General features: G+C 36.1%; 23 protein-coding genes. 9 read left to right on the forward strand and 14 right to left on the reverse strand.

Annotation, left to right across the window (positions count from 1 at the left end):
- Positions 1 to 69 precede the first annotated feature (69 nt).
- From QF044_RS20915 to QF044_RS20925, 3 genes are all read left to right on the forward strand, one after another.
- Complete coding sequence (locus tag QF044_RS20915) at positions 70 to 1,050, forward strand: hypothetical protein (RefSeq protein WP_307271606.1); 981 nt, start codon at positions 70 to 72, stop codon at positions 1,048 to 1,050.
- 180 nt (positions 1,051 to 1,230) lie between these two features.
- Positions 1,231 to 1,671, forward strand: coding sequence for a hypothetical protein (locus QF044_RS20920; RefSeq protein ID WP_307271609.1), 441 nt, complete (start codon positions 1,231 to 1,233; stop codon positions 1,669 to 1,671).
- Between the two features lie 125 nt (positions 1,672 to 1,796).
- Positions 1,797 to 2,306, forward strand: a complete 510-nt coding sequence (locus QF044_RS20925) for a ferritin (protein ID WP_307271612.1) — start codon at positions 1,797 to 1,799, stop codon at positions 2,304 to 2,306.
- Between the two features lie 244 nt (positions 2,307 to 2,550).
- On the opposite strand, the gene QF044_RS20930 is transcribed toward QF044_RS20925, so the two are convergent.
- On the reverse strand, positions 2,551 to 5,706 hold the full coding sequence (locus QF044_RS20930) for a UvrD-helicase domain-containing protein (protein WP_373462689.1): 3,156 nt from the start codon (positions 5,704 to 5,706) through the stop codon (positions 2,551 to 2,553).
- A 168-nt stretch (positions 5,707 to 5,874) separates the two neighbouring features.
- On the opposite strand from QF044_RS20930, the gene QF044_RS20935 reads away from it, so the two are divergent.
- The 4 genes from QF044_RS20935 to QF044_RS20950 all read left to right on the forward strand — a co-directional run bounded on the left by QF044_RS20935 (position 5,875) and on the right by QF044_RS20950 (position 9,073).
- Complete coding sequence (locus QF044_RS20935) at positions 5,875 to 6,621, forward strand: carboxypeptidase-like regulatory domain-containing protein (RefSeq protein ID WP_307271618.1); 747 nt, start codon at positions 5,875 to 5,877, stop codon at positions 6,619 to 6,621.
- Positions 6,622 to 6,627: 6 nt separating this feature from the next.
- Positions 6,628 to 7,437, forward strand: coding sequence for a hypothetical protein (locus QF044_RS20940; protein ID WP_307271621.1), 810 nt, complete (start codon positions 6,628 to 6,630; stop codon positions 7,435 to 7,437).
- A 15-nt stretch (positions 7,438 to 7,452) separates the two neighbouring features.
- Positions 7,453 to 8,268: a carboxypeptidase regulatory-like domain-containing protein gene (locus QF044_RS20945; RefSeq protein ID WP_307271624.1), complete on the forward strand. Its 816-nt coding sequence runs from the start codon at positions 7,453 to 7,455 to the stop codon at positions 8,266 to 8,268.
- Between the two features lie 70 nt (positions 8,269 to 8,338).
- Positions 8,339 to 9,073 (forward strand): SIMPL domain-containing protein, encoded by a 735-nt coding sequence (locus QF044_RS20950; RefSeq protein WP_307271627.1) that lies wholly within the window; start codon positions 8,339 to 8,341, stop codon positions 9,071 to 9,073.
- Between the two features lie 146 nt (positions 9,074 to 9,219).
- Here QF044_RS20950 and QF044_RS20955 read toward each other — a convergent pair whose 3' ends face one another.
- From QF044_RS20955 to QF044_RS20975, 5 genes are read right to left on the reverse strand one after another with little or no spacing between them, the layout of a single operon-like run.
- Positions 9,220 to 9,732: a GNAT family N-acetyltransferase gene (locus tag QF044_RS20955; RefSeq protein ID WP_307271630.1), complete on the reverse strand. Its 513-nt coding sequence runs from the start codon at positions 9,730 to 9,732 to the stop codon at positions 9,220 to 9,222.
- A gap of 2 nt (positions 9,733 to 9,734) precedes the next feature.
- On the reverse strand, positions 9,735 to 9,956 hold the full coding sequence (locus QF044_RS20960; RefSeq protein WP_307271632.1) for a PspC family transcriptional regulator: 222 nt from the start codon (positions 9,954 to 9,956) through the stop codon (positions 9,735 to 9,737).
- Positions 9,949 to 11,220 carry a DUF2851 family protein gene (locus tag QF044_RS20965; protein WP_307271634.1) on the reverse strand — a complete coding sequence of 424 codons (1,272 nt, stop codon included), beginning with the start codon at positions 11,218 to 11,220 and terminating at the stop codon, positions 9,949 to 9,951. The genes QF044_RS20960 and QF044_RS20965 overlap by 8 nt, the downstream gene beginning before the upstream one ends.
- 27 nt (positions 11,221 to 11,247) lie before the next feature.
- Positions 11,248 to 12,396, reverse strand: coding sequence for an N-acetyl-alpha-D-glucosaminyl L-malate synthase BshA (gene bshA, locus QF044_RS20970; RefSeq protein ID WP_307271637.1), 1,149 nt, complete (start codon positions 12,394 to 12,396; stop codon positions 11,248 to 11,250).
- Positions 12,397 to 12,400: 4 nt separating this feature from the next.
- Positions 12,401 to 14,128 carry a glycoside hydrolase family 3 protein gene (locus QF044_RS20975; protein WP_307271640.1) on the reverse strand — a complete coding sequence of 576 codons (1,728 nt, stop codon included), beginning with the start codon at positions 14,126 to 14,128 and terminating at the stop codon, positions 12,401 to 12,403.
- A 113-nt stretch (positions 14,129 to 14,241) separates the two neighbouring features.
- Here QF044_RS20975 and QF044_RS20980 point away from each other — a divergent pair, with 113 nt between their 5' ends.
- Both QF044_RS20980 and QF044_RS20985 read left to right on the forward strand, forming a co-directional pair.
- Positions 14,242 to 14,796 carry a hypothetical protein gene (locus QF044_RS20980; RefSeq protein WP_307271643.1) on the forward strand — a complete coding sequence of 185 codons (555 nt, stop codon included), beginning with the start codon at positions 14,242 to 14,244 and terminating at the stop codon, positions 14,794 to 14,796.
- A 146-nt stretch (positions 14,797 to 14,942) separates the two neighbouring features.
- Positions 14,943 to 15,332, forward strand: coding sequence for a hypothetical protein (locus QF044_RS20985; RefSeq protein WP_307271646.1), 390 nt, complete (start codon positions 14,943 to 14,945; stop codon positions 15,330 to 15,332).
- 57 nt (positions 15,333 to 15,389) lie between these two features.
- On the opposite strand, the gene ribA is transcribed toward QF044_RS20985, so the two are convergent.
- The 8 genes from ribA to QF044_RS21025 form a co-directional block, all read right to left on the reverse strand.
- A complete protein-coding gene (gene ribA, locus QF044_RS20990; RefSeq protein ID WP_307271648.1) occupies positions 15,390 to 15,986 on the reverse strand; it encodes a GTP cyclohydrolase II in 597 nt (198 codons plus the stop codon).
- A 17-nt stretch (positions 15,987 to 16,003) separates the two neighbouring features.
- Entirely contained in the window at positions 16,004 to 16,462 is a 459-nt protein-coding gene (locus QF044_RS20995) for a hypothetical protein (RefSeq protein ID WP_307271650.1), read from the reverse strand.
- The gene (locus QF044_RS21000) at positions 16,459 to 17,073 is read right to left on the reverse strand and encodes a DUF4254 domain-containing protein (protein WP_307271653.1); all 615 of its coding nucleotides are present in this window, start codon (positions 17,071 to 17,073) and stop codon (positions 16,459 to 16,461) included. The genes QF044_RS20995 and QF044_RS21000 overlap by 4 nt, the downstream gene beginning before the upstream one ends.
- A gap of 14 nt (positions 17,074 to 17,087) precedes the next feature.
- Positions 17,088 to 17,300 carry a twin-arginine translocase TatA/TatE family subunit gene (locus tag QF044_RS21005; RefSeq protein ID WP_307271656.1) on the reverse strand — a complete coding sequence of 71 codons (213 nt, stop codon included), beginning with the start codon at positions 17,298 to 17,300 and terminating at the stop codon, positions 17,088 to 17,090.
- Between the two features lie 31 nt (positions 17,301 to 17,331).
- Complete coding sequence (locus QF044_RS21010) at positions 17,332 to 18,894, reverse strand: peptidoglycan DD-metalloendopeptidase family protein (RefSeq protein ID WP_307271658.1); 1,563 nt, start codon at positions 18,892 to 18,894, stop codon at positions 17,332 to 17,334.
- Positions 18,891 to 19,736: a DUF4292 domain-containing protein gene (locus QF044_RS21015; protein WP_307271660.1), complete on the reverse strand. Its 846-nt coding sequence runs from the start codon at positions 19,734 to 19,736 to the stop codon at positions 18,891 to 18,893. Before QF044_RS21015 ends, QF044_RS21010 begins: the two co-directional genes overlap by 4 nt.
- Positions 19,737 to 19,844: 108 nt before the next feature.
- A complete protein-coding gene (locus QF044_RS21020) occupies positions 19,845 to 20,861 on the reverse strand; it encodes a sugar phosphate nucleotidyltransferase (protein ID WP_307271661.1) in 1,017 nt (338 codons plus the stop codon).
- A gap of 161 nt (positions 20,862 to 21,022) precedes the next feature.
- A complete protein-coding gene (locus QF044_RS21025; RefSeq protein WP_307271663.1) occupies positions 21,023 to 22,450 on the reverse strand; it encodes an oligosaccharide flippase family protein in 1,428 nt (475 codons plus the stop codon).
- Positions 22,451 to 22,511: the final 61 nt, after the last annotated feature.

Consider the following 22,511-nt stretch of genomic DNA (forward strand, 5'->3'; position numbering starts at 1 on the left):
TTTTTATTTATATCCAAAAGATAGAATAGAGATATTCTACTATACACTAACCAATTAACGACTATAGAGATGAAAAAAATATTTTTGGGATTGGCTCTGGGACTGGCAGTTTTTTCTTCCGCTCAGCAGTATCCAAATAACGGATGGGGAGATGACGGATATTATCAGAATAATGGAGGTTACAGTGATGAGGATGACAGAAATTATTTTCCTGATGATTATTATTACAATTATCCTCAGGACTACTACCCAAGCGATTACTATCAGGGATATTATAATGACTACAGAAACAGTATTACAAATATCAACTGGAATGTATTCTTCAGAGAAAACAGGCTGAACCGCTGGCAGATAGATCAGGTTTTAAGTCTTAATAACCTGTATGTGAATTTTTCTACATGGGATAATTTCTACAGATATAATCCGGACAGATGGTATTATGACAGATTCTATGCATTGGAAAGAATTTTAGGACCAAGAGTGTTTGTTGTTTTCCAGAACAATTATTACCGTGGTGCAAGTCCGATCGTTTATTTCCAGAATTACAGAAGAAGCTATTATGCACCTAGATATGCAGTAATGCCGAGATATAGAAATGTGAATATCAATGTGTATAGAGTAGACAGATCCAGATTCCGCAGAATGGATAATCCAACTTTTAATGTGATTAGATCCAGTAACAGATCTGATAGTGGATTCAGAGGACCTGTAAGAGACGGAAGCAATTCCGGAGGTTTTAGAGGTCAGGCTGGAACCAATGACAGGAGGTCTAACGAGAATTCCGGAGGTTTCCGCAGCGAAAACAGTGGAGTAAGAAACAACGGAGGTTTCAGAGGGAGTTCTGAAAATAATGGAACAAGAGGCAGTGTTGGAAATAATGGAGGTTTCAGAGGAAATAGTGAAGTGAGAAGAGAAAGTGCTCCGCGAAGAGAAAATAATGGAGGTGGATTCAGAGGTAACAATGGAGGTTCCAGATCTGAGAATTCGAATTCTGCCCCACGTAATAACAATGGCGGAGGTTTCAGAAGCAGATTGGCAAGCAGTAGATAATAATTTCATATATTATATTTAAGTGGTGTGAAGGGCAGATTTTAGGATCTGTCCTTTTTTTGTTTTTAATTTTATTATTTTAATACTAAAATTTAACATTTTTTATGAATATTATGGTTTAACTTATCTTTTAACTAATAATCAAAGATATGTATAACAATTAATTAAATATTTTTTAAGATGAAAAAATTAGTATTAGCAATAGCATTTATTGGAATTGGAGGTTTTGCGATGGCGCAACAAACAGTAACAACTCCACAGGACAAACAGGCAAGAAGAGCAGAGATGCAGCAAAGACAACAGGAACATATGGATCAGATGCAAAAAGATCTTAACCTGAACCCATCCCAGGTAGCCCAGATAAAAGCACTCCATGAAAAGAGAAAGTCTGAAATGAAAGCTGACTTTGAAAAAAACAAAGATATGAGACAGGCTAAAATGGAGGATATGAAGGCAAAAAGAGCACAAATGGATGCTGATATGAAGAAAATCCTGACTCCGGATCAGTATGATAAATGGCAAGCCGACAGAAAAGCTAAAATGGAGCAGAGAAGGACGGCAATGAAAGATAGAAAAATGATGAAAAAGCCGATGAACACTGCAGCTCCTGAAATGAAATAATAGTTCATAATTTTGATTTTTTAATGTAAGAAGGACGGGATTCTACCCGTCCTTTTTGTATTAATTTTCATTAAACTTTTGATTTAGGGCTTTTATTGCTTATTTTTGACTATAAATTTATACTTATGATCAGCGAAAAAATTGCAACGTTAATTAACGAACAGATAGCTCACGAACAATATGCCGCCCAATATTATCTTTCAATGTCCGCCTGGTTTTCAGGAAAAGACCTTGATGGAATTGCAAACTACTTCAGAGTACAGAGCAAAGAGGAATTGATGCATGCAGATAAAATGTTTGATTTTTTAAATGATGTAGGCGGGGAGATTATCATCGGAGAGATTGCAAAACCTCCACATGAGTTTGAAAATGCAACTGATATTTTCGAAAAAGCACTGGAGCATGAGAAAAAAGTAACAAGAAGCATCTTCAATATTGTGAAAAACGCTAATGATGAGGGAGATTTTGCAACAACTTCATTTCTTCAATGGTTCATCAACGAACAGGTAGAAGAAGAGGCAAGTGCTTCACAATACGTTACAAAAATCAAAATGGTTTGTGACAATCCATCTGCATTATATCTTTTTGATCAGGAGTTATCTCAAAGGGTATTTGTACCAGCTACAAAAGCTTAATATTATATAATAAGAAACAGCCCGGGCGTTCGGAGAACGCCCGGGCTGTTTTGTTTTCACTGAAACGAATGGTAGAGATTGTTAATAACATCTAAAGTTATCCACAGTAATTAACAGGGATTCCGTAGACTTATGCAGAATACCTATACTTTTATATTGGATTTAGTTATTTGATAATCAGAGTTTTGATTTTCTTTTTTAAGTTATCAACATGAGATTGTGGAAAACTATGTGGAAAACTAGATTAAAGATAGATGAGCTGCGTCTTTAAAACCTTTCTTCCCAAACTTTCCAGGATATTTTTATACCTTTCGATCTGTTGTTCGTTCTTTTCAGTCTGTTCTCCCGTTTTAAAATCAACAATAACATAGCCTTCTTTTCCTTTAAGTATACGGTCCGGTCTGAAAATACGGCTTTGGCCTCTCTCAGAGATCATAATGTCTTTTTCATTGATCACTTCCCATTTTTCATCAAAGAACTCTGCATATTTTCGAATGATCTGAACCAGGGTTTCCTGAATCTCATTTTTCTCCTCCAAAGTGATCTGCCCGTTCAGGACATAGCTTTCCAAAACTTTGGCTGTATCTTTCTCGGTATTGATCTTTGACAGCAATTCATGGACGAAAAGCCCGATTCTTACTTTTTCATTTCGTACCTGATAGTTTTTGGACGGAGTGGCTACCTTTATCGAAGATCTGTTTTCATTGATGTTTTTAAGGTTCTGAATATCCTTGGTTTTAAATAATGATGTTTTATCCTTAGAATGCTTTTTAAGCATCTCGGGATGTACTTCATACAGGTCGAACTCATCTGCTCCTTCTGTGTTTTTTCCGTTAAAGAATTCCAGAAGCTCAAGATTATTGGATGTTTTATTCGCTTTCTGAAGATAGAAAAACAGCTGTTCCACAGGGCGTGTCGTAGCTACATATTGAAGACATAACCTGTCGATGAGATTTTTATAAGAATTCTTTTTATTAAATATCTCAATCTCCTCGTCATAGACTTCCAGATTTTTGCTGAACTGATTAATATTGACCGATTTTAATGCATCGTTATTATTCGTGTCAAACCAGTTGGTAAATTCATTGTCCCGGTTTTTATTCATCATGGGGATAAAGACGATAGGGAATTCCAGCCCTTTAGATTTATGGATCGTCATGATCTGTACTGCGTCAATATTTTCCGATGCCTGGATTGTATAAGCAGAGGCCTCTTCATCCCAGTATTTTAAAAACTCTTTTGTGCTGGCTCCGGCATTCTGTGTAAAGTTGAAAAGCATTTCAAGGAAATTCAGAAGAAAATCCGTTTCCTTATTCTCTACAGCAAATTCGTTGATGTAATATTCTACAAAATTGTAAAGGTTAAACCTCGGAAAGTTTTCCTGCTTCAGCTTCAGGGCATATTTGTTCTGAACAAACTGAAGAATCTCCTCATGTGTTTCTATTTCCAGAATTTCTTTCATTTCAAGCGTAAAATCAGTCATCTGAATTCTTCCCAGTGTATTCAGATAATACATCATCATGATCAGATTTGCTTTATTTTTAGGATTGATTTCCCATTGCAGGAATTCTACGACGGCTTTTAAAGTATTGGAAAGTTCCAGCGTTAGCCCTTTGTCAGAAATTGTTTTAATATTTGTTTCTTCACCACGATAATTCACTTTCAGATTTCCCAGTTTTTGAGAATAGCTGAAAATATCAAAATTACCACGGCATAAGATCGTAATGTCAGAAAATTTAAAACCATTATCAAGGCTTTCCTGAATATCCTTCCGCATTTTTTCGGAAGTATCATTATAAAAATCTTCATTGGTCAGATTCTCGATCAGGCTCACTTTTACACGACCATCGATTTGTGATCTTGGGCTTTGCTCGGCATCTTCACCAAAAATATTTCGGTGTTCTTCCTCCAAATCTGTTGCATGGTAACGGTATAGCTCATTATTGAACTGTACAATATTCTTTGCACTCCGCCAGTTATCCTTCAAAACAAGAAGATCCGCTTCCTTAGGCGAAAATTCCTTCTTATTGATAATGTCCAGCATCAGTTTACTTTCCCCACCGCGGAACCTGTATATACTCTGTTTCGGGTCACCTACCAGCGTAAAAGAAGTATATTCTGTAGAGACACTATGATCCCGCAGCGGAACAAAATTCTGCCACTGCAGCTCTGAAGTATCTTGAAATTCATCAAAAAAATAATGCTGGAATTGTGAGCCTACCTTCTCATAAATAAAAGCTGAAGGTTCATCTTTAAGATTTTCATTGATTAGGATATTAAATTTTGAAAGTAGGACCAGATCATTCTCTTCCTCAATTTTCTTTAATTCATCCTGAATATCTTTATTTACCTTCAATGGAAGAAGCGCAGATAGGATTTTTTCTTTCTTTTGCGTTTCAATATATAAAATAATCAGCTGCATCCTGTTGTCAAGAAGCTGATCCAGAATTTCCAGAATTTCAGGTTCCTTACTTTTCGATTTTGAAGAAGCTCCCTTTCTGTAATTATTTACTACAGACTCTTCCAGTGTTGTAGGAAAAGGAAACCCCGGTCTTTTCTGATTGTAAAAATCAAGGACTTTAGTGAAAAAACCTCCAATCCCGTTTTTACCCTGAGCAAAATCTTCAATTTCAATATTTCTGGACTGAAACAGTTCAACAGACCTTTTGGCAATCTCTGCAGACTGTTTTTTATTCTGAACAATCTCTTTTCTGAGTGTATTTTTTATATTCTCATAATTCGTATCGTCAAAGCTTTTATTGCTTTTCAGGTGTTCATAATGAATATCTTTCACAAACTCCTTTGCTGAATCATAAAGATTTTTATTAAGATTGATTCTTTCATTGTTTTCCAGACTGTAATCTACATAATCCATGAAAGAATTAGAAATATTATCATTTTCCCCGATCTGATCAAGCATTTTATCCACAGCTTCAATCAGAAAAGGCTCTGCATCGATTTCAAGATTAAAATTTTTCGCTAAACCCAGTTCATAAGAAAAGCTTCTTACCAACCTTGAATTGAAGCGGTCGATAGTTCCGATATTCAGCGTTGAATAATTATGAAGAACATAATCAAGCAGTTTCTTGGAACGATAATGAAGCTCATCAATCGTAATTTTTAAGCCATCAGCCTCAAATGCCTTTTGGATATTCTTTAGATCACCATTCTCAGCATAGTTATCCGCGGAAAAATTTCCAAGCCAGGACAGAATTCTTTCCTTCATCTCATTGGCTGCTTTATTGGTAAAAGTAAGCGCAAGAATATTCCTGATGGATTGCTGCTGATTAGGGTAGCGGAGACAGATCATCAGAAGCCTCTGGACAAGGGCATATGTTTTACCCGAGCCCGCTGAAGCATTGATCACTGTATAAGAATTTTGCATTGCTGAATTTAGAATTGAGACTGCAAGTTAGCTAAATTTTAAGTGAAATTTTAACAATTTGGAGCGGTGATTTAACAGTTTGATCCTCAAAAATTAAAAAGAAATCCCAAAACACGTTAACTGTGGTTAAACTTGTGTATTTGTTTAAAAATAATTTTAGATTTGCTCTATAAAAAACTGTCCGTGAAACTTAAACTACTCTTTTTCTTAACTACCTTTTTTTTCATTCAGGCCAATGCCCAAAACTATATCTTCGGAAAAGTGATTTCTGAAGATAATGCTGAAATTCAGGATGTAGCTGTACTTAATATCAGAACGGATGAAATGGTAGTCACTAACCGGGACGGACATTTTATGATTTCAGGAAGGGCTGGTGATGAGTTACGTTTTGTAAAGGCCGGTTACGAGCGTATAGGCAAAAAAGTTTCTCAGGAAAATATAGAATCTCCCATTAATATTACTTTGGCAAGAGCTACCATACTGATTCCTGAAGTAGAAGTCAAGCAGGGAATTACAGGGAATATCAAGATCGATGCAAGAAACCTTAACAGACCTAAAAAAGTAGAAAAACTGATCAAAGACTTAGATCAATATATTTCCCAAAAATCAGATCCACGGATCCTTGCAGCAAAACCGGGAGAATTCGTACAACCGAAGGGACAAGGATTCTATATTGGAAAGATAAAGAATAAGTGGGATGATATTGATCTGATCAGCTATCTGCATACAGCATTGAGTGATGAGTATTTCATCAATCTTAAAATAGAGAAACCTCAGATAGATCACTTTATAACGTATGTTCTGGCAGGTGGTTTTGAAAGAAAGACTATTCTCAAATATGGGTTCTGTAGTGATGCAGACCTGTACAGATTCCAAAGGTTTGTACTGACAAGAATTTCCTCTTACCGTGCCCCACAAACTCAAAAATAAACACCGATGAGAACTTACCTTAAGCAAAGTCTTTATACAGTTCCGTTTTTTGTGTCTGCAGAAGCTTTTTCCCAGCAGCAGGCAAAGGGAATCGTAACGGGTACTGAAAAAACAATGATAAATCCGGTTTTAGTAATCAATATTTCCACCCATAAAAGCACGCTGAGTGATGCTTCAGGACAGTTTATCATAGAAGCATCAGAAAATGATGAACTGAGATTTGTAAAAGAAGGATATTACCGTATTGATAAAAAAATCGAGAAAGAAGATTTCGGTTCTTCTTTAATGATCAGTCTTGAAAAAGCAGAAATAGAAATTCCTGAAGTCAGGATTGCATATAGACCCACTGGCAACCTTGAGAGAGACAACAGACATCTTAACGAATCCAGGAAAATAGTTTCTTTAAGATCTGAATTGGATGAATACATGAAAAGTCCACTTATTGAAGCCTTACCGGATAATACGGTTTCAAAAACTTTTACAGGGCATGATTATCATGTAGGGCAGGTAAGCCTTTTAGGCGTTTTAGATGCTGCTGTAGGTCTTTTCAAAAAAGCTACGGAACTTAAAATTACCAAAGCGAATTATTTAGAAACACAGGATTTTATTAAAAGAATAAAAGAAGAAGTTGATTTACAGTTTTTGAAGAAATTCGGGATGGATGAAGAACAGATTGATAAATTTCTCATCTATGCCAATGATAACAGAACAATGGCAAAAAAATACAGAAAAAATTTTAAGATGGATGTTGTGGAGTTTGAATTAAAAGTAGCTTTTGCAGAGTACAAGAAAACCCATAAGTTGGATAATCTTTAATTTTAGTGGATAGGGATGAATTTTGAATTTAAAAATATTGGTATTGCTGACTGGAAAAAAATTTCATTTCTTCTCATTTTTCTGTTCAATCATTTCTTCTCACAGCAGACGGTGACAGGGCGTATTATTGATGATAGTGGCGAAAACTTAAATTCGGTGGTCGTTATCAATATGTCTACCGATCTGAAAACATACTCCAATTCTATGGGAATGTTCGCTATCGAAGCTTCTCCCAATGATGAGCTTAGATTTGTAAAGGCAGATTTCGGAAGAGTGTCCGCAAGGGTTCTTACAGGCGGGTACAATCCACAGCTGCTGGTGACTTTGATTCCAATACCCAGAGATGTTGGAGAGGTAAAAATCGTTAAAAAACCAACTGGTGACCTTGAAACAGATTCCAGGCTGGCTGCAAGAGTTGATAAAGGAGAGATTGTAGAACAGGCAGTAGGTTTGCCGCAACCTGTTGGAAAGATGCGTGAGAAACCCGCTGAAGTAAAGCAGGTTCTTCTTCCGATACTTTTAGGAAGCTTGGATGTGCAGGGAGCCTATGATCTGATCAGCGGAAAGGCCAGACGGCAGAAACGTCAGTACAGGTATGATGACCTTCAGGAACATATTATGTGGGTAAGGAACAGAGTAGATAATGAATACTTTACAAAGGCAGGAATTCCTGAGGAAAGGATCTCAGAATTTATACAATATTCTTTTGAAGTAAAACCTCAGGTCAGGATGTTTGTGAAGGCGAAAAACTTATCCGGGGTACTGCTTGGAATGGAAGAAACCATGCCTGTTTATTTAGAAAGATTAAAGCAGAAGAAAGAGCAGAAATAATGTTAAAAAATTCTTAAAATCGGAATGAAAATTGATGTACCTGTACACAGAATCAATATAGCACCATTTTATGAATAAAAATATTATTGCGGTAGCAGTAGGAGCACTGGGGTTTGTCCTTGGGCTTGGCTTTTTGGGAAATGCAATTAAAAACAGGAACAGATCTGAAAATACCATTTCCGTAACAGGATTGGGAACCAAACATTTTACTTCCGATCTGATTACGTGGTCCGGAAGCTTCTCCAAAAATAATTTAGATTTAAAAGCAGCTTATGACGAGCTGGCTATAGATCGAAAGGTAATCAATGATTATCTTCTGTCAAAAGGAATTAAGCAGAATGAGATTGTATTTTCTTCGGTGGATATCCAGAAACAATTCAGAAGTTATAATGATTCAAACGGAAATTATGTACAGGGTGAATTTTCAGGCTACAGTCTCACTCAAAAAGTATCTATTGAAAGCAAAGAAGTAGTAAAGATTGAAAACCTTTCAAGGAATATTACAGAGATCATCAATCGGGGTATTGAATTTACTTCTTCGGCACCATCATATTTTTATACCAAACTGGCAAGTGTAAAACAGGAAATGATAGCCGGTGCAACGAAGGATGCTAAAGAAAGAGCTGAGAAAATTGCAGAAAACTCAGGAAGCAGCCTTGGAAACCTTAAGAAGGCTACAATGGGTGTCATTCAGATTACGGAACCCAATTCCAACGAAGACTATTCCTACGGAGGGACATTCAATACTTCCTCCAAAGAAAAAGAAGCGAATATTACTATAAAACTGGAATACGAAGTCAATTAATTACCCGTGAAAATCAATGGTAATAGAATAAAGATTGTTTCTCGCGCAGATTTAGCAAATTAGGCAGATCAAAATAGTTGCAATACGACCGATCTGATGAGATCGTAAAGTAAAACCGCTGGAAAATTTCCAGCGGTTTTTATATTTTAATGGTATACAGTATCGTAAATTTCCTCCTTAACACTCTTTAGATTTTCAGGAGTGTAATTAGCCAGCAGCCATAAATCTAAAGGCTTTTTACCTTCACCATAACTTGGCTGTATATACATTTCGTCAATTAAGGTGAATCCGTTTTTCTGATAAAAAGAATAACGTCTTTTAGCATCCTCACCCAAATGATCAGGCTCTATTTCCAAAACAATTCTCGGATAATTTTCAAACAGATAGCCTGTAATATGGGATCCCAGTTTCTGACTTCTGAATGCCTCAAAAACTTCAAAATGCTCTACAAAAACATAAGAACTCAGCTCCCAGATAATCAGATAGCCAATAGTCTGAGATTCATGCAGTACAGATATTACCTTTACATGAGGATTTGAAAATAAGTCGGTAAATTGTTTCCAGTCCCTTTGTTCGTCTGCAGGAAACGTGCTGGAGTAAGACTTATAGATCTCCTGGACTCTATAGTCTTCGGCAGAAGTGATTGGTAAAAATTCCATAGTTATAAATCGAAAACGTTTGGTCGTCTGGTGATGAAAATATCTTTGATCCAAAGTGTAAATGCAAGCCCCAGATAAATTAAAAAGAAAAAACCTGCTGTAGCAAAAGTAGAATAGATAAAGAAGATCCTTAATTTAGACACAGGGATCCCCAGTTTAGCGCCTGTTCTCGTAAGAACACCAAACCATTCTCTTTCCATTTTGTGGCGGATATTATCAAACATCTGAAGATTCTTTTAAAAGTTTAAATCCAATACCGCAATTTAAGCAATTTTTTTCTTCACACGAGGTTTTAAAGTGATAAATCAGGCTTTGGCTTTCCAGTGCATTTTTAATATTCATGCCCATTTTCTTCCATCCGGCCGTGATAGAATTTTTTTCAGCAGGGGTATTTTTGTAGAGATCAAGGATTTGGTCTGCTATTTCTTCGTTTTGGTATTTGTGATAGGTATATTTTAAAGGAAGTACCGTATTCAGGAGGACCAGTTCAATAAAATCTTTACTCAATCTTTTAGGCTGAAACTTTGAAACAGTTCCAAAATTAAAATGACAGTCCCAATATTCTGAAGCTTTTACAGGTGTAAAAACGTCGTACAGCCCATCAGCAGTATCAGCTTTGACGATCTTTGAAAACAAATTTTGATGCCTGTAATAAAGATCTGCCAATTGGGAAAGACGAATCGTAGGGAAGTTGGGAGGGCGAAGCCTTAAGAATTTCGGATGTAATTTCAGATCAGGAATACTGAATTTTTTTCTGATGAATTCAAATTCTCTTTTCCAGATCATCATCTGCTCGTCACCCGGGTTTTCCAGCCATCCTGAAATGCCAAAAAACAAAGCTTCCAGTTGCGATTCATTCTGCCTGATCTTATTAATTACACTAAAATCAATTGATTCAGCAATCTGTCTGAAAATATGAGCATTTACTTTTAAACCAAAAGAGTAGGCCAGGCTTTGGAAAAGGATTGCCTCAAAATTGTTCTTGTACAGATCTAAGCTTTTTTCTAGTTCCTGAGATTTTTCGTCAAGTTTTTTAAGAACATTGGCTTCGTGAAAATTGATTGGTATTTTGTTGGGATCAAAAATGCCTTCACATGGAATAAATTGAGTTCCATTGATCAGTTTCTCATATTTCCAAAGAATATTTTTATCAATATAATCTTTCAGTTCCAGCGTAGGAACATTTTTACGGATGAGGTCATCAATTTCTGCATCATTTTGATAAACAACGTGCAGGATGATATTCTGGTAATTGGGGTCTTGGGAATGATTATGGAAGATCCAGTCGGAGGTGCGAATATGAAGTTCTATATTTCCGGCAATGAGCAGACCTTTAGTTTTTATTTTTGCATCAAGGAAGTCCGGTCCCGCATTGGTATTCCATTTTCCAAAGTTGATAATCTCAACGGAATTCCCTTCAATATCTTTGAAGTCAAAATGTTTGAAAACTTTGTAGTTCCAAAGATATTGAAGTAGTTTTTCCGTCATAGTGTGACGATAAATATAACAGAAATATTATACTTTCGTCAGCTCCTTTTTAAAATTTTCGATGGTCGTTCTATACATTTCTTCATATATAGGAAGAATATTCTTCAAATCGAATTTTATAGCCTGTTCTTTCGCATTTTCTTTCATTTTGGTTAAAAGCTCGTCGTTGCTTAGAAGTTTGATCGTATAATTGCTCATTGCTTCTACATTTCCAATCTCAGCTAAAAATCCTGTTTCTCCCTGGATATTCACCTCAGGAATTCCTCCTGCATTGGAGCTGATGACAGGCGTGTAGGCAGCCATGGCTTCAAGAGCAGCAAGTCCAAAACTTTCCTGTTCAGAAGGAAGAAGAAATACATCTGAAAGCTGTAAGATCTTATAAAGATCATTCACCTTTCCTAAAAGCCTAATTTTTGAGATCAGTTCAGGGTTTTCTTCCAGAAACTGATTCACTTTTTCCATATCAGGACCTTCACCGATGATGATCAGCTTTGATTTTACTTTTTTCTCAACATTTTTGAAAATCTGCAGAACTTCGTCCACACGTTTTACCGGACGAAGATTGGATACGTGGATCAAGATCTTTTCGTCAGGATTGGCAAACTGCGTTCTCTGACATTCCGTACAGTCATCAAATTCAGAATTATCAATAAAATTGGTAATTACCTGGATTTCCTTTTTAATATTAAAAAACTGCAGGGTATCTTTTTTCAGGCTTTCGGAAACAGAAGTGATCGCATCCGACTGATTGATTGAAAATTCTACTGCATGTTTATAACTTGGATGCTGGCCTACCAGGGTGATATCTGTTCCGTGAAGGGTTGTTACCAACGGAACATCGTTATTATCCTCCTTCAGCATCTGTTTAGCTGTAAATGCGGCGTATGCATAAGGAATAGCATAATGAGCATGCAACAGATCCAGCTTATAAAGATTAACGACTCTATAAATCATTGAGCTCAAAGCAATATCATAAGGCTGATACTGAAAAAGCGGATAAGTCTGTACATTGACCCTGTGAAAGAAGATATTGGGATTAGTAATATCTAATCTTGCGGGGAGCGCAGAACTTATAAAGTGAACCTCATAGCCTTTGTTGGCAAGAGACATTCCCAGTTCTGTTGCTACGATTCCGCTTCCGCCGTATGTGGGATAGCAAAGGATGCCTATTTTCATTGGATTATTGTTGTTTTGATGTTGTAGAAACTGTTGTGTTCATATTAGAAACCGGAATTAAATCCATTCCCAGTCCTGCTTTCAGCTGGTCGTTTACCAGGACAGGAAGTCTGCCCCATATCTTTGTTTTTCCATTCAGTGCGTTAGCGGCAGCTGTCATAGAATCGTCGTTATTTTCATAAGATACAAGGACTGTGGATACTTTTGAAATATCAATATCCTTTAATGCATAAGCACTTCCGAATACATTTAAAATAATATTCTGGGTTTTGGTAAGGTCCGCGAGAACTTTTTTAGATTCTGCGGAAATTTTATAAGGTTTATATGCCGTTGAATTATCCTTGTGGAATCCTACGATTACAGTAGATCCTGCAGGAATTGTATTAATCTCATTTGCTTTTTTAATGATCACATTAGGTCCCACTTGGTTGGCGAAAGTCTGATAAGGAGCTTCTTCCAACGGAACATAATATATCTGTTTTCCGGCAATTGGAAGTAGTTTTTTGTCATCCTTTAACAAAGTCAAAGCATTGGCATAAAGATTCTGTACCAGTACTTTGTGAGAATCATTATTAATATCTCTATTGATGTTTTCAGGATTTTTGGGACTGTATGTATCAAGACCGAGAAAATATTTTGTTAATAAGATCTTCTTTACACTTTCTTCTACTCTCGACTGTGGAATTTCGCCATTTTGAATAGCCTTCTGAATCAATTTTTTTCCTTCCGAAACGCCTTGGGAAAAAAGCATAATATCATTCCCTGCCTTAAATGCAAGAGCATCCAGTTCACCTGGCTTGTATTTATTGGCTACTGCTCCCATATTCAAAGCATCAGTGATAATCAAGCCTTTATATCCTAATTTATCTTTTAATAATCCTGTAATGATATTTTTCGAAACCGATGCTGGAATTCCTTTTCCTGATTCAAGACTTGGAACATATAGGTGTGCTACCATTACGCCTCCGATCCCTTTATCCATTAAAGCTTTAAAAGGTGCCAGTTCCACAGTATTCAATCTTTCCAGATTATGTGAAACCACAGGCAGATCCAGATGTGAGTCTGTACTCGTATCACCGTGTCCCGGAAAATGCTTGATAGCCGCAAGGATTGTATTGTCCTGAAGTCCGTTGGAATAAGACAAAGCAGAACTGATCACATTTTCTACCTCAGAACCAAAGCTTCTGTTTCCGATAATCGGATTGTTTGGATTTGTATTTACATCCACAACGGGTGCAAAATCCCAGTTGATCCCCATCCGGTGGCAGTCTTCAGCAATCTTTGCAGACATCTGGTAAATAAGATTCTTGTCCTGTATTGCACCTAAAGTCATTGCCCATGGAAATTTATGAGCGGTAGCTATCCTTTGAAACAACCCCCACTCTGCATCCATCCCAATCATCATCGGAATTTTTGATTTCTGCTGAAATTCATTGACCAGATTAATTTCTCTGGCAGCATCGTCCTGCATTAGAATCAAACCTCCAATCTTATCATTAACGACAATATTTCTTATCTGGCTGATATAGTCTTCACCTTTATTGGTATAAAGCGCTACAATAAACAGTTGTCCCAGTTTTTCGTCTTGTGAAAGAGATCGGTAGGTTTTGTCCACCCAGTGATGAGCCTTTTTCAAGTCATCTTTAGAAAGGTCTTTAGGCTGGTACTGTGCCTGGACTGTAAAGCTCAGTAATGAAAAAATAAAGAGGGAAGTATATAGCAATTTCTTCATGATCTTTTGAATAAGAACAAAAATACAATTAAAAAAATGAGGAAAACAAAGTTTTTGCAATTTTTGGTATATGATTTGAATACGCTTTATGAATAATAACTAAACTTTATAAAATGAAAAAAATACTTCTATTTTTATTCCTGGGTGCTGTAGGCCTTACCGCTTATAGCTGTGACAACAATGATGATGTCGTACAGGGAGTAGATTATGATACAATTTCTCAAGTGAAAGATATTACCGGAACTTTTTCAAGTACTGGTGACTACACTATTTCTCAAGGTCTTAATATTCCAAGTACTGATGTAGTTTTAGTTTACAGATTGGTTGGAGGTAATGCTTGGCAGCAGATTCCAAAGTCGGTTTATTTACCGGATGTAGCTGGTAAGCCCACAAACAGAGTATTTGATTATAATTTTGTTTTTAATTCTCAACAAGTACAGATCAGGATTGATGACGAGAATTTTAATCTGCCATCAGATCTTACCTCTGGTGAGATTAGTTCATACTTAAATAATCAAACTTTTAGAATAGTACTTGTTCCTGCTAGTGCTACAGGTGTTGGTGGTGCTAAAAGTAAAAATGCAAGTGTAGACTACAGTGATTATAATGCTGTAGTGAAGTACTACAAAATAGATGACACTAAGGTACAGAATATTAAGGTTAATTAATAAGAATATCTTTTCAGTTTTTTATAATTATTATGAGCTTCGGGAGCAATCCTGAAGCTTTTTTTATGATAATCTTTAAAACTCTTTTGGGAGAAATGAAAAAGATTAATTTTATCATATTATAAAACTTAGATAAAGAAACTACCATGATAAAAAATTATTACTTTAAATTTTTAATGATTGCTTCATTATTCCTATTATCGTCATGTAGTGAGATTATTGATAATGTACATCAAAATCAGGAGCAGGAAAACTATGTTTCTCCTTACATGGGAAAGTGGGTAGGTACCTATTCAGGTGAGATAAGTGGAACTTTGATCATGAATGTAACTAAAAGTGGCGGTATGGAGGTAACAAGAACTGTAAATAGCAATGTGGAGGAAGTTTATTATACTAGCCTGCAAGGAGCTGCAAATGGAGCGCTAAACCCTGCTCCTTCTCCAAAAGGTTTCATTTTATATGGAAGTTTGCAAACGAAGTCTGGATCTTGGAAAATTCAAAATTGGAGTGGTAGCTGGAGTGTGACCAAACAATAAATAAAAAGCAACAATCAATAAAAAACTCCAGAAGAAATTCCTGGAGTTTTATTTTATCTAGTTGTCATTATCATCGAGTAAATGACCAAAGAAGTCTTTTTTTGTCTGCAGATAGCCTTTACTCATCTCGTTGGCCGGAATCCGTAATGGTATCCTGGAATTGAGATGAATATTGCTGTCTACTACATATTTTACCTTTTCCGGATTATTGGTTAAAAGGTTAATATCCTTTACATCAAGCAGGTTCAAAATATCGATGGCAACACCGAATTTTCTGTCGTCAGCAGGAAGTCCCAGTTCAAGGTTCGCCTGTACCGTATCAAGACCTTTTTCCTGCAGTGAATAAGCTTTTAGCTTATTAATAATCCCTATGTTCCTTCCTTCCTGGCGGAGATAAACAATAATTCCTCCGTGTTCATGGGTATATTTCATTGCGGCATCTAATTGCTGGCCGCATTCGCATTTTTTTGAATGGAAAACTTCTCCTGTAATGCATTCTGAGTGGAAACGTACGTTCACCGGTTTTGAAAAATCTGTATTTTCTGCAACGATGGCCATGTGTGGCATCCAGTCATTTTCGTTTTCGGAGAAAGCGATCATTCGGAAAGAGCCGTGTTCTGTAGGAACATTGGCTTCTGCCTGAATTTTAATCATTAATAGTGGTTAGTTTTTTAATTTCCTTTTAAAGAATCTTCGATTACAGAAATATTGGTTTTTAAGCGAACCAGGTATCTGTTAAGAACTTCATCATCATCTTTGTCAAGCTGCTGTCTGAGTTTTTGAATTTTCTTATATGATTTTTCGAAGCTTTTAACTGCTCTGTTCTTTCCTGCCGGGTTGTTGGCATCAATGGCATATAAATAATTCTGAAGGCTATATTTCAAGCTGGTAATTTCTTCATTTAAACTGTTATTCTTAAACTTTGGAAAAGTAGAAATCAGATTAGAAATTTCAGAAGCATTCACATTTTCTTTGATATTGATATCAAAGCCTTTTTTTGCCCCTTTATCGGAATCAGAACCTTTAGTTTCGCTATAAAAATTATTAGACAGCGGAGAAAGATTAAGCTTTTCCGTTGCACAGGAAGTTATAATTAATACTAGTACTCCAAAAAAAAATAGTTTTCTCATTTCTGTTGCCCCTTTTGATAGAGGATCGGGTTAAGACTATCATCGTTATACATTTTCATTTGTTTGTATACTTTCATCTTAACATTACCGTATTCAATATCAGTAAGCAACTGATTTATAGAAGTAGATAGGTCTTCCTTTTGGTCAAGCAGTACATCCAGTTTTACCTGGCAGTTTGCACGGTGCTCTTCCGAAGCGGATTCTCTATTGGCCTCTAGTGACATATGATAAACCTTTAATGCAAGAATTGATAATCTGTCTACAGCCCAAGCGGGAGTTTCTGTATTGATTTTTGCATCAGGTTTTGGAGTTATATTTTCAAACTTTGTAAGGAACCAGCTGTCGATAAATTCTACCAGATCTGTTCTCTTCTGGTTAGAAGAATCTATCGTTCTCTTCAATTGAAGAGCTTCAACGGGATCAATATTTTCATCTCTAATAATATCTTCCAAATGCCATTGAACGGTATCAATCCAGTTCTTTGCATACAAAATCCGTTCCAAACTGTCTTTTTCGAACGGGTTATTAATTAGAGTGTTAACGTCATCGGACACGTGATAGTCTTCAATAGATTGATTGAAGACTTTCCATGCAGTCTCAGTGAAATTCATTAATTCTGAAGAATTTAGTTGCTGGGAGTATTATTACTGTTCGAAGAGGTTTTGTTTTCAGAACCTGGTTTGTCTTCTTCCTTCACTGCATCTTTAAATTCTTTGATTCCTGAACCAACTCCTCTCATTAATTCCGGAATTTTTTTTCCTCCAAAAAGCAATACCAAAAGGATCGCTACGATAAGGATGTGCTGCCAAGATAAGGCAAGTATTGTTAGTGTGTTCATCTCTTAAGATTTTTGCAAAGTTAAGCTTTTTTTAGTATGAAATCCAACCTAATGGATCAACTGGTGAATTTCCGTTCCATACTTGGAAATCAAGGGTATAGGAACCATCGAAATCCTGAGCGATTGTACCTACCGGTGTACCGGCAGAAACCTGCTGTCCTTTGGAAACACTTACGTTTCCTAAGTTAGAATAGATCGTAAAATAATTTCCGTGTTTTACCATGACCGTTTTTGTTCCGTCACTGTTGGCAAGTACTGAAGACACTGAGCCAGGAAATACCGACTTTGCCCTTGTACCTGAAGGTACAGAGATCTTAATACCGTTGTTTTCTTCAGTAATATTTTTAAAAACCGGGTGAGGCTGTCTTCCGAAACGGTGAGTGATCTGTCCGGCTCTGTCTGCAGGATATCCGAGTTTTCCTCTGCTGTCTGCAAAACTGCTTCCGGTAGATGTTGTCACTCCATAGCTGGTCATTGCTTTAGTTTCTGCAGCTTTTTTCTCCTCTTCTTTTCTTTTGTTCAAAGCAGCTTCTGCTGCTCTGGCGGCAACAAGTTTATCTGATGCTTCTTTTGCCCTGATATTTGCTTCGTCAGATGCTTTTTTCGCGGCTACTCTTCGTGCTTCGTCTTTTGCATTGGATTCAGCTCTTGCAGCTTCTTCGTTACGCTTTTTTTCTTCTTCAGCTCTTTTTGCAGCAAGATCAGCTGCTTTTTTAGCTTCAGCTTCGGCCAGTTTTCTTTCTCTTTCTAATGCTTCAGCTCTTGCTTTAGCTTCAGCTTCAATTCTGGCTTTTTCTCTTTCAGCAGCTAGTTTGGCAAGACGTATTTTTTCTGCTTCAGCCTTTCTACGGGCTTCTTCTTCAGCTTTTGCTATTCTTATTTCTTCGGCGATAATCGCTCTGATTTGTCCTTCCAGAACCTTAGATTGAGTTTGCTTTACCTTCAGTTCAGTAGTAAGTTTTGCTTCGTTTTTCTTGAAATCCGCTACCAGCTGTTCTTTCTGCAATCTTTCTGCATTAATGGTTGCCAGGTCTTTCTGCTGATTGACAAGAAGACTTTCCTTTTCTCTGGCGGAATTTTGTTTTTGAGCGATCGATTTTTTAATCTGGTTAGCTGCATTGGTTATTTCTGCCGCTTTTTTATCCTGATAGTCAGCATACTGTTTCAGATACTGTACTCTTCTTATGGCTTCCCCTAGATTTTTGGATGAAAGAATGAAGGTTACTTTATTTTGTACCCCTTTGTTTTTGTAAGCATTGACGAGAACATCAGCATAATTCTTTCGAAGAATGGCTAATTCTTTGTTTTGGCGGTTGATATCCAGCTGGCGTAAATAGATCTCATCCTCAATAAATCTTTTTTCTTTCTGAGTATTAGTATATACCTTTTCTCGTAAAGTTAATTTTTTATTGACGTTGGTAAGATATGCCACTGAAAGTTTAGATTCGCTTTTGGTTTTAGCTAAATCGTTGTTTATCTGTACAATTTGTTTTTTAAGATCGGCATTCTGTTTCTGAAGCTGTTCCTTGTTCTGCTGTCCCTGATGCAGGCTGAACAGTAGAATACCTATTAAAAAGCTAAATTTTCTAATCATTTAATCTCAATTTTCTTATAACTGGATGGTACAGAATAAGGTGTTTCCATCCTCGAAAAGTCAAATTTCGTGTTTTCCAGTAAAATTTGACTGGATTTTGAGCCTTTTATAATTATTTTAACATTTTTTGGAAGTCGGATTCCATTGTATTCGCCCCAGTTACTATAAGAGATTTCCAGTTCGTCAGGAGTTAAAACATCTTTTAAATTAACACTCAGAAGATCATAATTGGTGTCATACTGAAGGGTAATTTTGTACTCTCTTGTTTTTTGGTCGGTAACAATTTTCTGATTGCTGTTGGAAACCATTTTAAATCCCTGCATATTTTTCGTCAGCGTAAATTGGGAATCACTGATCTTTACAAAAGTTCTGCCCATTAATATCTTTTCCAGCGATTTATAATCGATGAAGTTGACGTTCAGTAAATTATTTAAATAATCAAAATCTGAATCAATGTAGGTCTTGCTGGTTTTGTCCTGTCCTTTGATTCCTTCTGGGGTAGCGATCCCTTTGGCTACTCCAATGAAGAATGCCTGAAGATTCATGTATACTTTTTTATCATTTTCAATATAGATAACAGCATCAAGCGTTGGAATAAAATTTCCTGTTTCTACATTTACTTTAGTGTTGATCTTGATCTGATCAAACTTTGGAGGTATAAGTACATTTTCGTAGAAAGTAATTTTATCTCTCACCGGCTCATTGACATCTTTGGGATTCCTGTTATCATCTGCAATGACGGTACTGTCCTGAGTGCTGCTATTGTTTTTTTTAGCGGCATTCCTTGTCTTACAGGATGCAAGGGTAAGAAGTATAAAAAGTAGGGGGATCCAGTTTTTCATGTATTTATCTTTCAATTAAAAAAAATACGCTGCAATATTAAAGCCAAACCACACAAAAAATATTGTGTGGTTTGAGTGTATCTTGTTTTATATTAAATATTTCTGATCTTATTTAGATAAAAAATCTAAAACAGAATAATCTCCTAAAGAAATCTCTCTTGAAACTCCAAAATACTGTGCAGAATTTCCGATCATAGAATTGGAAAGATTACCATGATTGATTCTTGTGTTTTCCTGGATCAGTGAGTTTTCAATATTGGAATTAACGATGATTGTATTATTTCCTAATGAAACGCCTGGTCCTATTTTAGAATTGGAAATCTTTACATTTTCACCGATAAAGCATGGCTGAATGATCAAAGAGTTTTCAATCACTGCTGATGCCGGATATTTAAGCATTTCTTCTCTTTCATATTCAAGAATTTTACTGTTGGTTTCTACGGTTGCATTTTTGTTTCCGCAATCCATCCAGTCGTTTACCTTTCCTAAAGAGAATTTTGCACCTTTTGCTCTCAGGTTTTCTAAGGCGGTTGTCAACTGATATTCGCCACCATTTTTTATATTATTATCCATAATATAATTGATCTCATTCATCAGCTTCTCTGCACTGTTGAAATAATAAATACCAATGATCGCAAGATCTGAAACGAAAGTCTCAGGTTTTTCAACGAAATCCGTAATAAAACCATAGTTATCCAATTTTACCACCCCGAAAGCTGAAGGATCTTCTACACTTTTTACCCAGATTACTCCATCCGAATTTTTATCCAGCTGGAAATCTGCACGGAAGAGAGTATCTGCAAAGGCAATCACTACATCTCCCTGCATAGAATCCTCTGCACATTTAATGGCATGGGCTGTTCCCAGAGGGTCGGTCTGATAGTATATACTGCATTTTGCTCCCAGTTTTTCGGCTATCTGACGTAAAGATTTTTCAATCTCCGGTCCAAAATCTCCAATGATAAATGCTACTTCCTCTATTTTTTCTCCAGCTACTTTAGCAATGTCTTCTACCAATCTCTGTACAATTGGTTTTCCTGCAATAGGAATAAGAGGTTTTGGAACGGTCAGCGTATGTGGACGTAATCTGGAACCGCGTCCAGCCATAGGAACAATTATTTTCATAAATTATATGATAATGTTTAGTTGTTAGTGTTTAGTGTTATTTTGATAAGGCTAAAGGTAATAATTAAAACCATTTCTGATTATAATATTTATCATCTTTATAAACCAGTGTTTAATTTTTTTTTAAAAAGAATTCAATAGCATCAAATTAGAGGCCAGAATCAGTTTTTTCTTATTCTTGACAGCAACATATCTTTTTCCGAATAGATCAAAACTCCTACAAAGATCAAAAACAATACATTACTCGTTATGATATTATAGTTAAGATATTTTACAATAATAAAGCTAAAAACTCCAAGTAATATTAAAAAGAAAGATATTTTCTTCATCCTGTAAGGTATTGGATAATATTTTTGACCTAATACATAAGATACGATCATCATGATAACATAAGCTCCGAAGGTTGCCCATGCAGATCCTATCATGCTATGGTAATAGTTTAATGCTAAAAGGTTCATACCAATATTTATACCTGCTCCAAGCCATGAAATGACAGTTCCAACAGTGGTTCTGTCTGTTACTTTATACCAGGTAGAAAAGTTATAATAAATTCCAAAACAAAGATTGGCAATGACAATAATAGGGATAATATCTATGGCGATCCAATACGATTGGTTGGGTATAAAAACGTCTTTCAGCCAAGCAATATTAGCGATAATCCCTAAAGCTACTGCACATGCAAAAAAGGCAAAATATTCTGCCACTTTAGCATAGGTTTTCTTAGCATCCCCTTTGTCCATTTGTTTAAAAAAGAAAGGCTCAATACCCATTCGATAAGCAGTAACGAATAATGTCATAAGCACCGCCAGTTTATAGCATCCACCATAGGCACCGGCTTCTTCATCTGAAATGTGATTTCTCTGGATTGATTTATCGAAGTTTTCATTGACCATAAATGCTAAACCGGCGAGCATGAGTGGAAAGGAATACTTGATCATACGGCCAAACAGAGCGGTTACAAACTGAAATCTTACTTTTAATATAATAGGAAATAATAATAAAAAGCCTAGGGCACTTCCCGCTAAATTACTGAAGAACGGATAATCTACATTTTGAGTCAAACCAAAACCTTTTGATATATTTTCCGGAATCCAGAAGAACAAAGCTGCGGTAAAAACAGCCTGAAATATAGCCTGAACAACTCTTACTGCAGAATATTTGATAGGTTTATTGTGAAAACGCAACCATGCAAAAGGGATTACTAATAAATTGTCAAAAAAGGCAATTAAAGCAAACCATTTAATATATTCAGGATTGGCATGGTACCCTAAATAATCGGCAATAGGCTGATTGAAGAGGTAGCATAATGCCAGAAAAACAGTGGAAGTTGAAAACAGAAACCAAAATGAAGTGTTGAAAGTCCTTTTTTCATTCCCTTCTTCGGCAGAAAATCGAAAATAAGCCGTTTCAAAACCAAAGGAAAGTATAATATTAACAAATGAGATCCAGGCGTAAAGCTGTGTGAAAATTGCAAACCCTTCATTGGGAATTTTATAGATCAAAAGCGGATTAAGGATAAACAAAATAATTCTAGGTGCTATAGCTCCTACTCCGTAGATGATTGTTTGTCCTAATAGTTTCTTATACAAAATCGAAATTTTTTTACAAATGTAAAACTTTAAGTATTCGGTTTGTGATTTTGAAGCTAAT

Source organism: Chryseobacterium sp. W4I1 (assembly GCF_030816115.1).
GTDB lineage: Bacteria > Bacteroidota > Bacteroidia > Flavobacteriales > Weeksellaceae > Chryseobacterium.

Bases quoted from the DNA above. Each gene is read 5' to 3' on its own strand.
- QF044_RS20925 (WP_307271612.1), top strand. From the start codon at position 1,797: ATGATCAGCGAAAAAATTGCAACGTTAATTAACGAACAGATAGCTCAC.
- QF044_RS21015 (WP_307271660.1), bottom strand. From the start codon at position 19,736: ATGAAAAACTGGATCCCCCTACTTTTTATACTTCTTACCCTTGCATCC.
- QF044_RS20955 (WP_307271630.1), bottom strand. From the start codon at position 9,732: ATGGAATTTTTACCAATCACTTCTGCCGAAGACTATAGAGTCCAGGAG.
- QF044_RS20965 (WP_307271634.1), bottom strand. From the start codon at position 11,220: ATGACGGAAAAACTACTTCAATATCTTTGGAACTACAAAGTTTTCAAA.
- QF044_RS20915 (WP_307271606.1), top strand. From the start codon at position 70: ATGAAAAAAATATTTTTGGGATTGGCTCTGGGACTGGCAGTTTTTTCT.
- bshA (WP_307271637.1), bottom strand. From the start codon at position 12,396: ATGAAAATAGGCATCCTTTGCTATCCCACATACGGCGGAAGCGGAATC.
- QF044_RS20940 (WP_307271621.1), top strand. From the start codon at position 6,628: ATGAGAACTTACCTTAAGCAAAGTCTTTATACAGTTCCGTTTTTTGTG.
- QF044_RS20980 (WP_307271643.1), top strand. From the start codon at position 14,242: ATGAAAAAAATACTTCTATTTTTATTCCTGGGTGCTGTAGGCCTTACC.
- QF044_RS20945 (WP_307271624.1), top strand. From the start codon at position 7,453: ATGAATTTTGAATTTAAAAATATTGGTATTGCTGACTGGAAAAAAATT.
- QF044_RS20920 (WP_307271609.1), top strand. From the start codon at position 1,231: ATGAAAAAATTAGTATTAGCAATAGCATTTATTGGAATTGGAGGTTTT.
- QF044_RS21000 (WP_307271653.1), bottom strand. From the start codon at position 17,073: ATGAATTTCACTGAGACTGCATGGAAAGTCTTCAATCAATCTATTGAA.
- QF044_RS21020 (WP_307271661.1), bottom strand. From the start codon at position 20,861: ATGAAAATAATTGTTCCTATGGCTGGACGCGGTTCCAGATTACGTCCA.
- ribA (WP_307271648.1), bottom strand. From the start codon at position 15,986: ATGATTAAAATTCAGGCAGAAGCCAATGTTCCTACAGAACACGGCTCT.
- QF044_RS21010 (WP_307271658.1), bottom strand. From the start codon at position 18,894: ATGATTAGAAAATTTAGCTTTTTAATAGGTATTCTACTGTTCAGCCTG.
- QF044_RS20995 (WP_307271650.1), bottom strand. From the start codon at position 16,462: ATGAGAAAACTATTTTTTTTTGGAGTACTAGTATTAATTATAACTTCC.
- QF044_RS20950 (WP_307271627.1), top strand. From the start codon at position 8,339: ATGAATAAAAATATTATTGCGGTAGCAGTAGGAGCACTGGGGTTTGTC.
- QF044_RS20960 (WP_307271632.1), bottom strand. From the start codon at position 9,956: ATGTTTGATAATATCCGCCACAAAATGGAAAGAGAATGGTTTGGTGTT.
- QF044_RS20985 (WP_307271646.1), top strand. From the start codon at position 14,943: ATGATAAAAAATTATTACTTTAAATTTTTAATGATTGCTTCATTATTC.
- QF044_RS20975 (WP_307271640.1), bottom strand. From the start codon at position 14,128: ATGAAGAAATTGCTATATACTTCCCTCTTTATTTTTTCATTACTGAGC.
- QF044_RS21005 (WP_307271656.1), bottom strand. From the start codon at position 17,300: ATGAACACACTAACAATACTTGCCTTATCTTGGCAGCACATCCTTATC.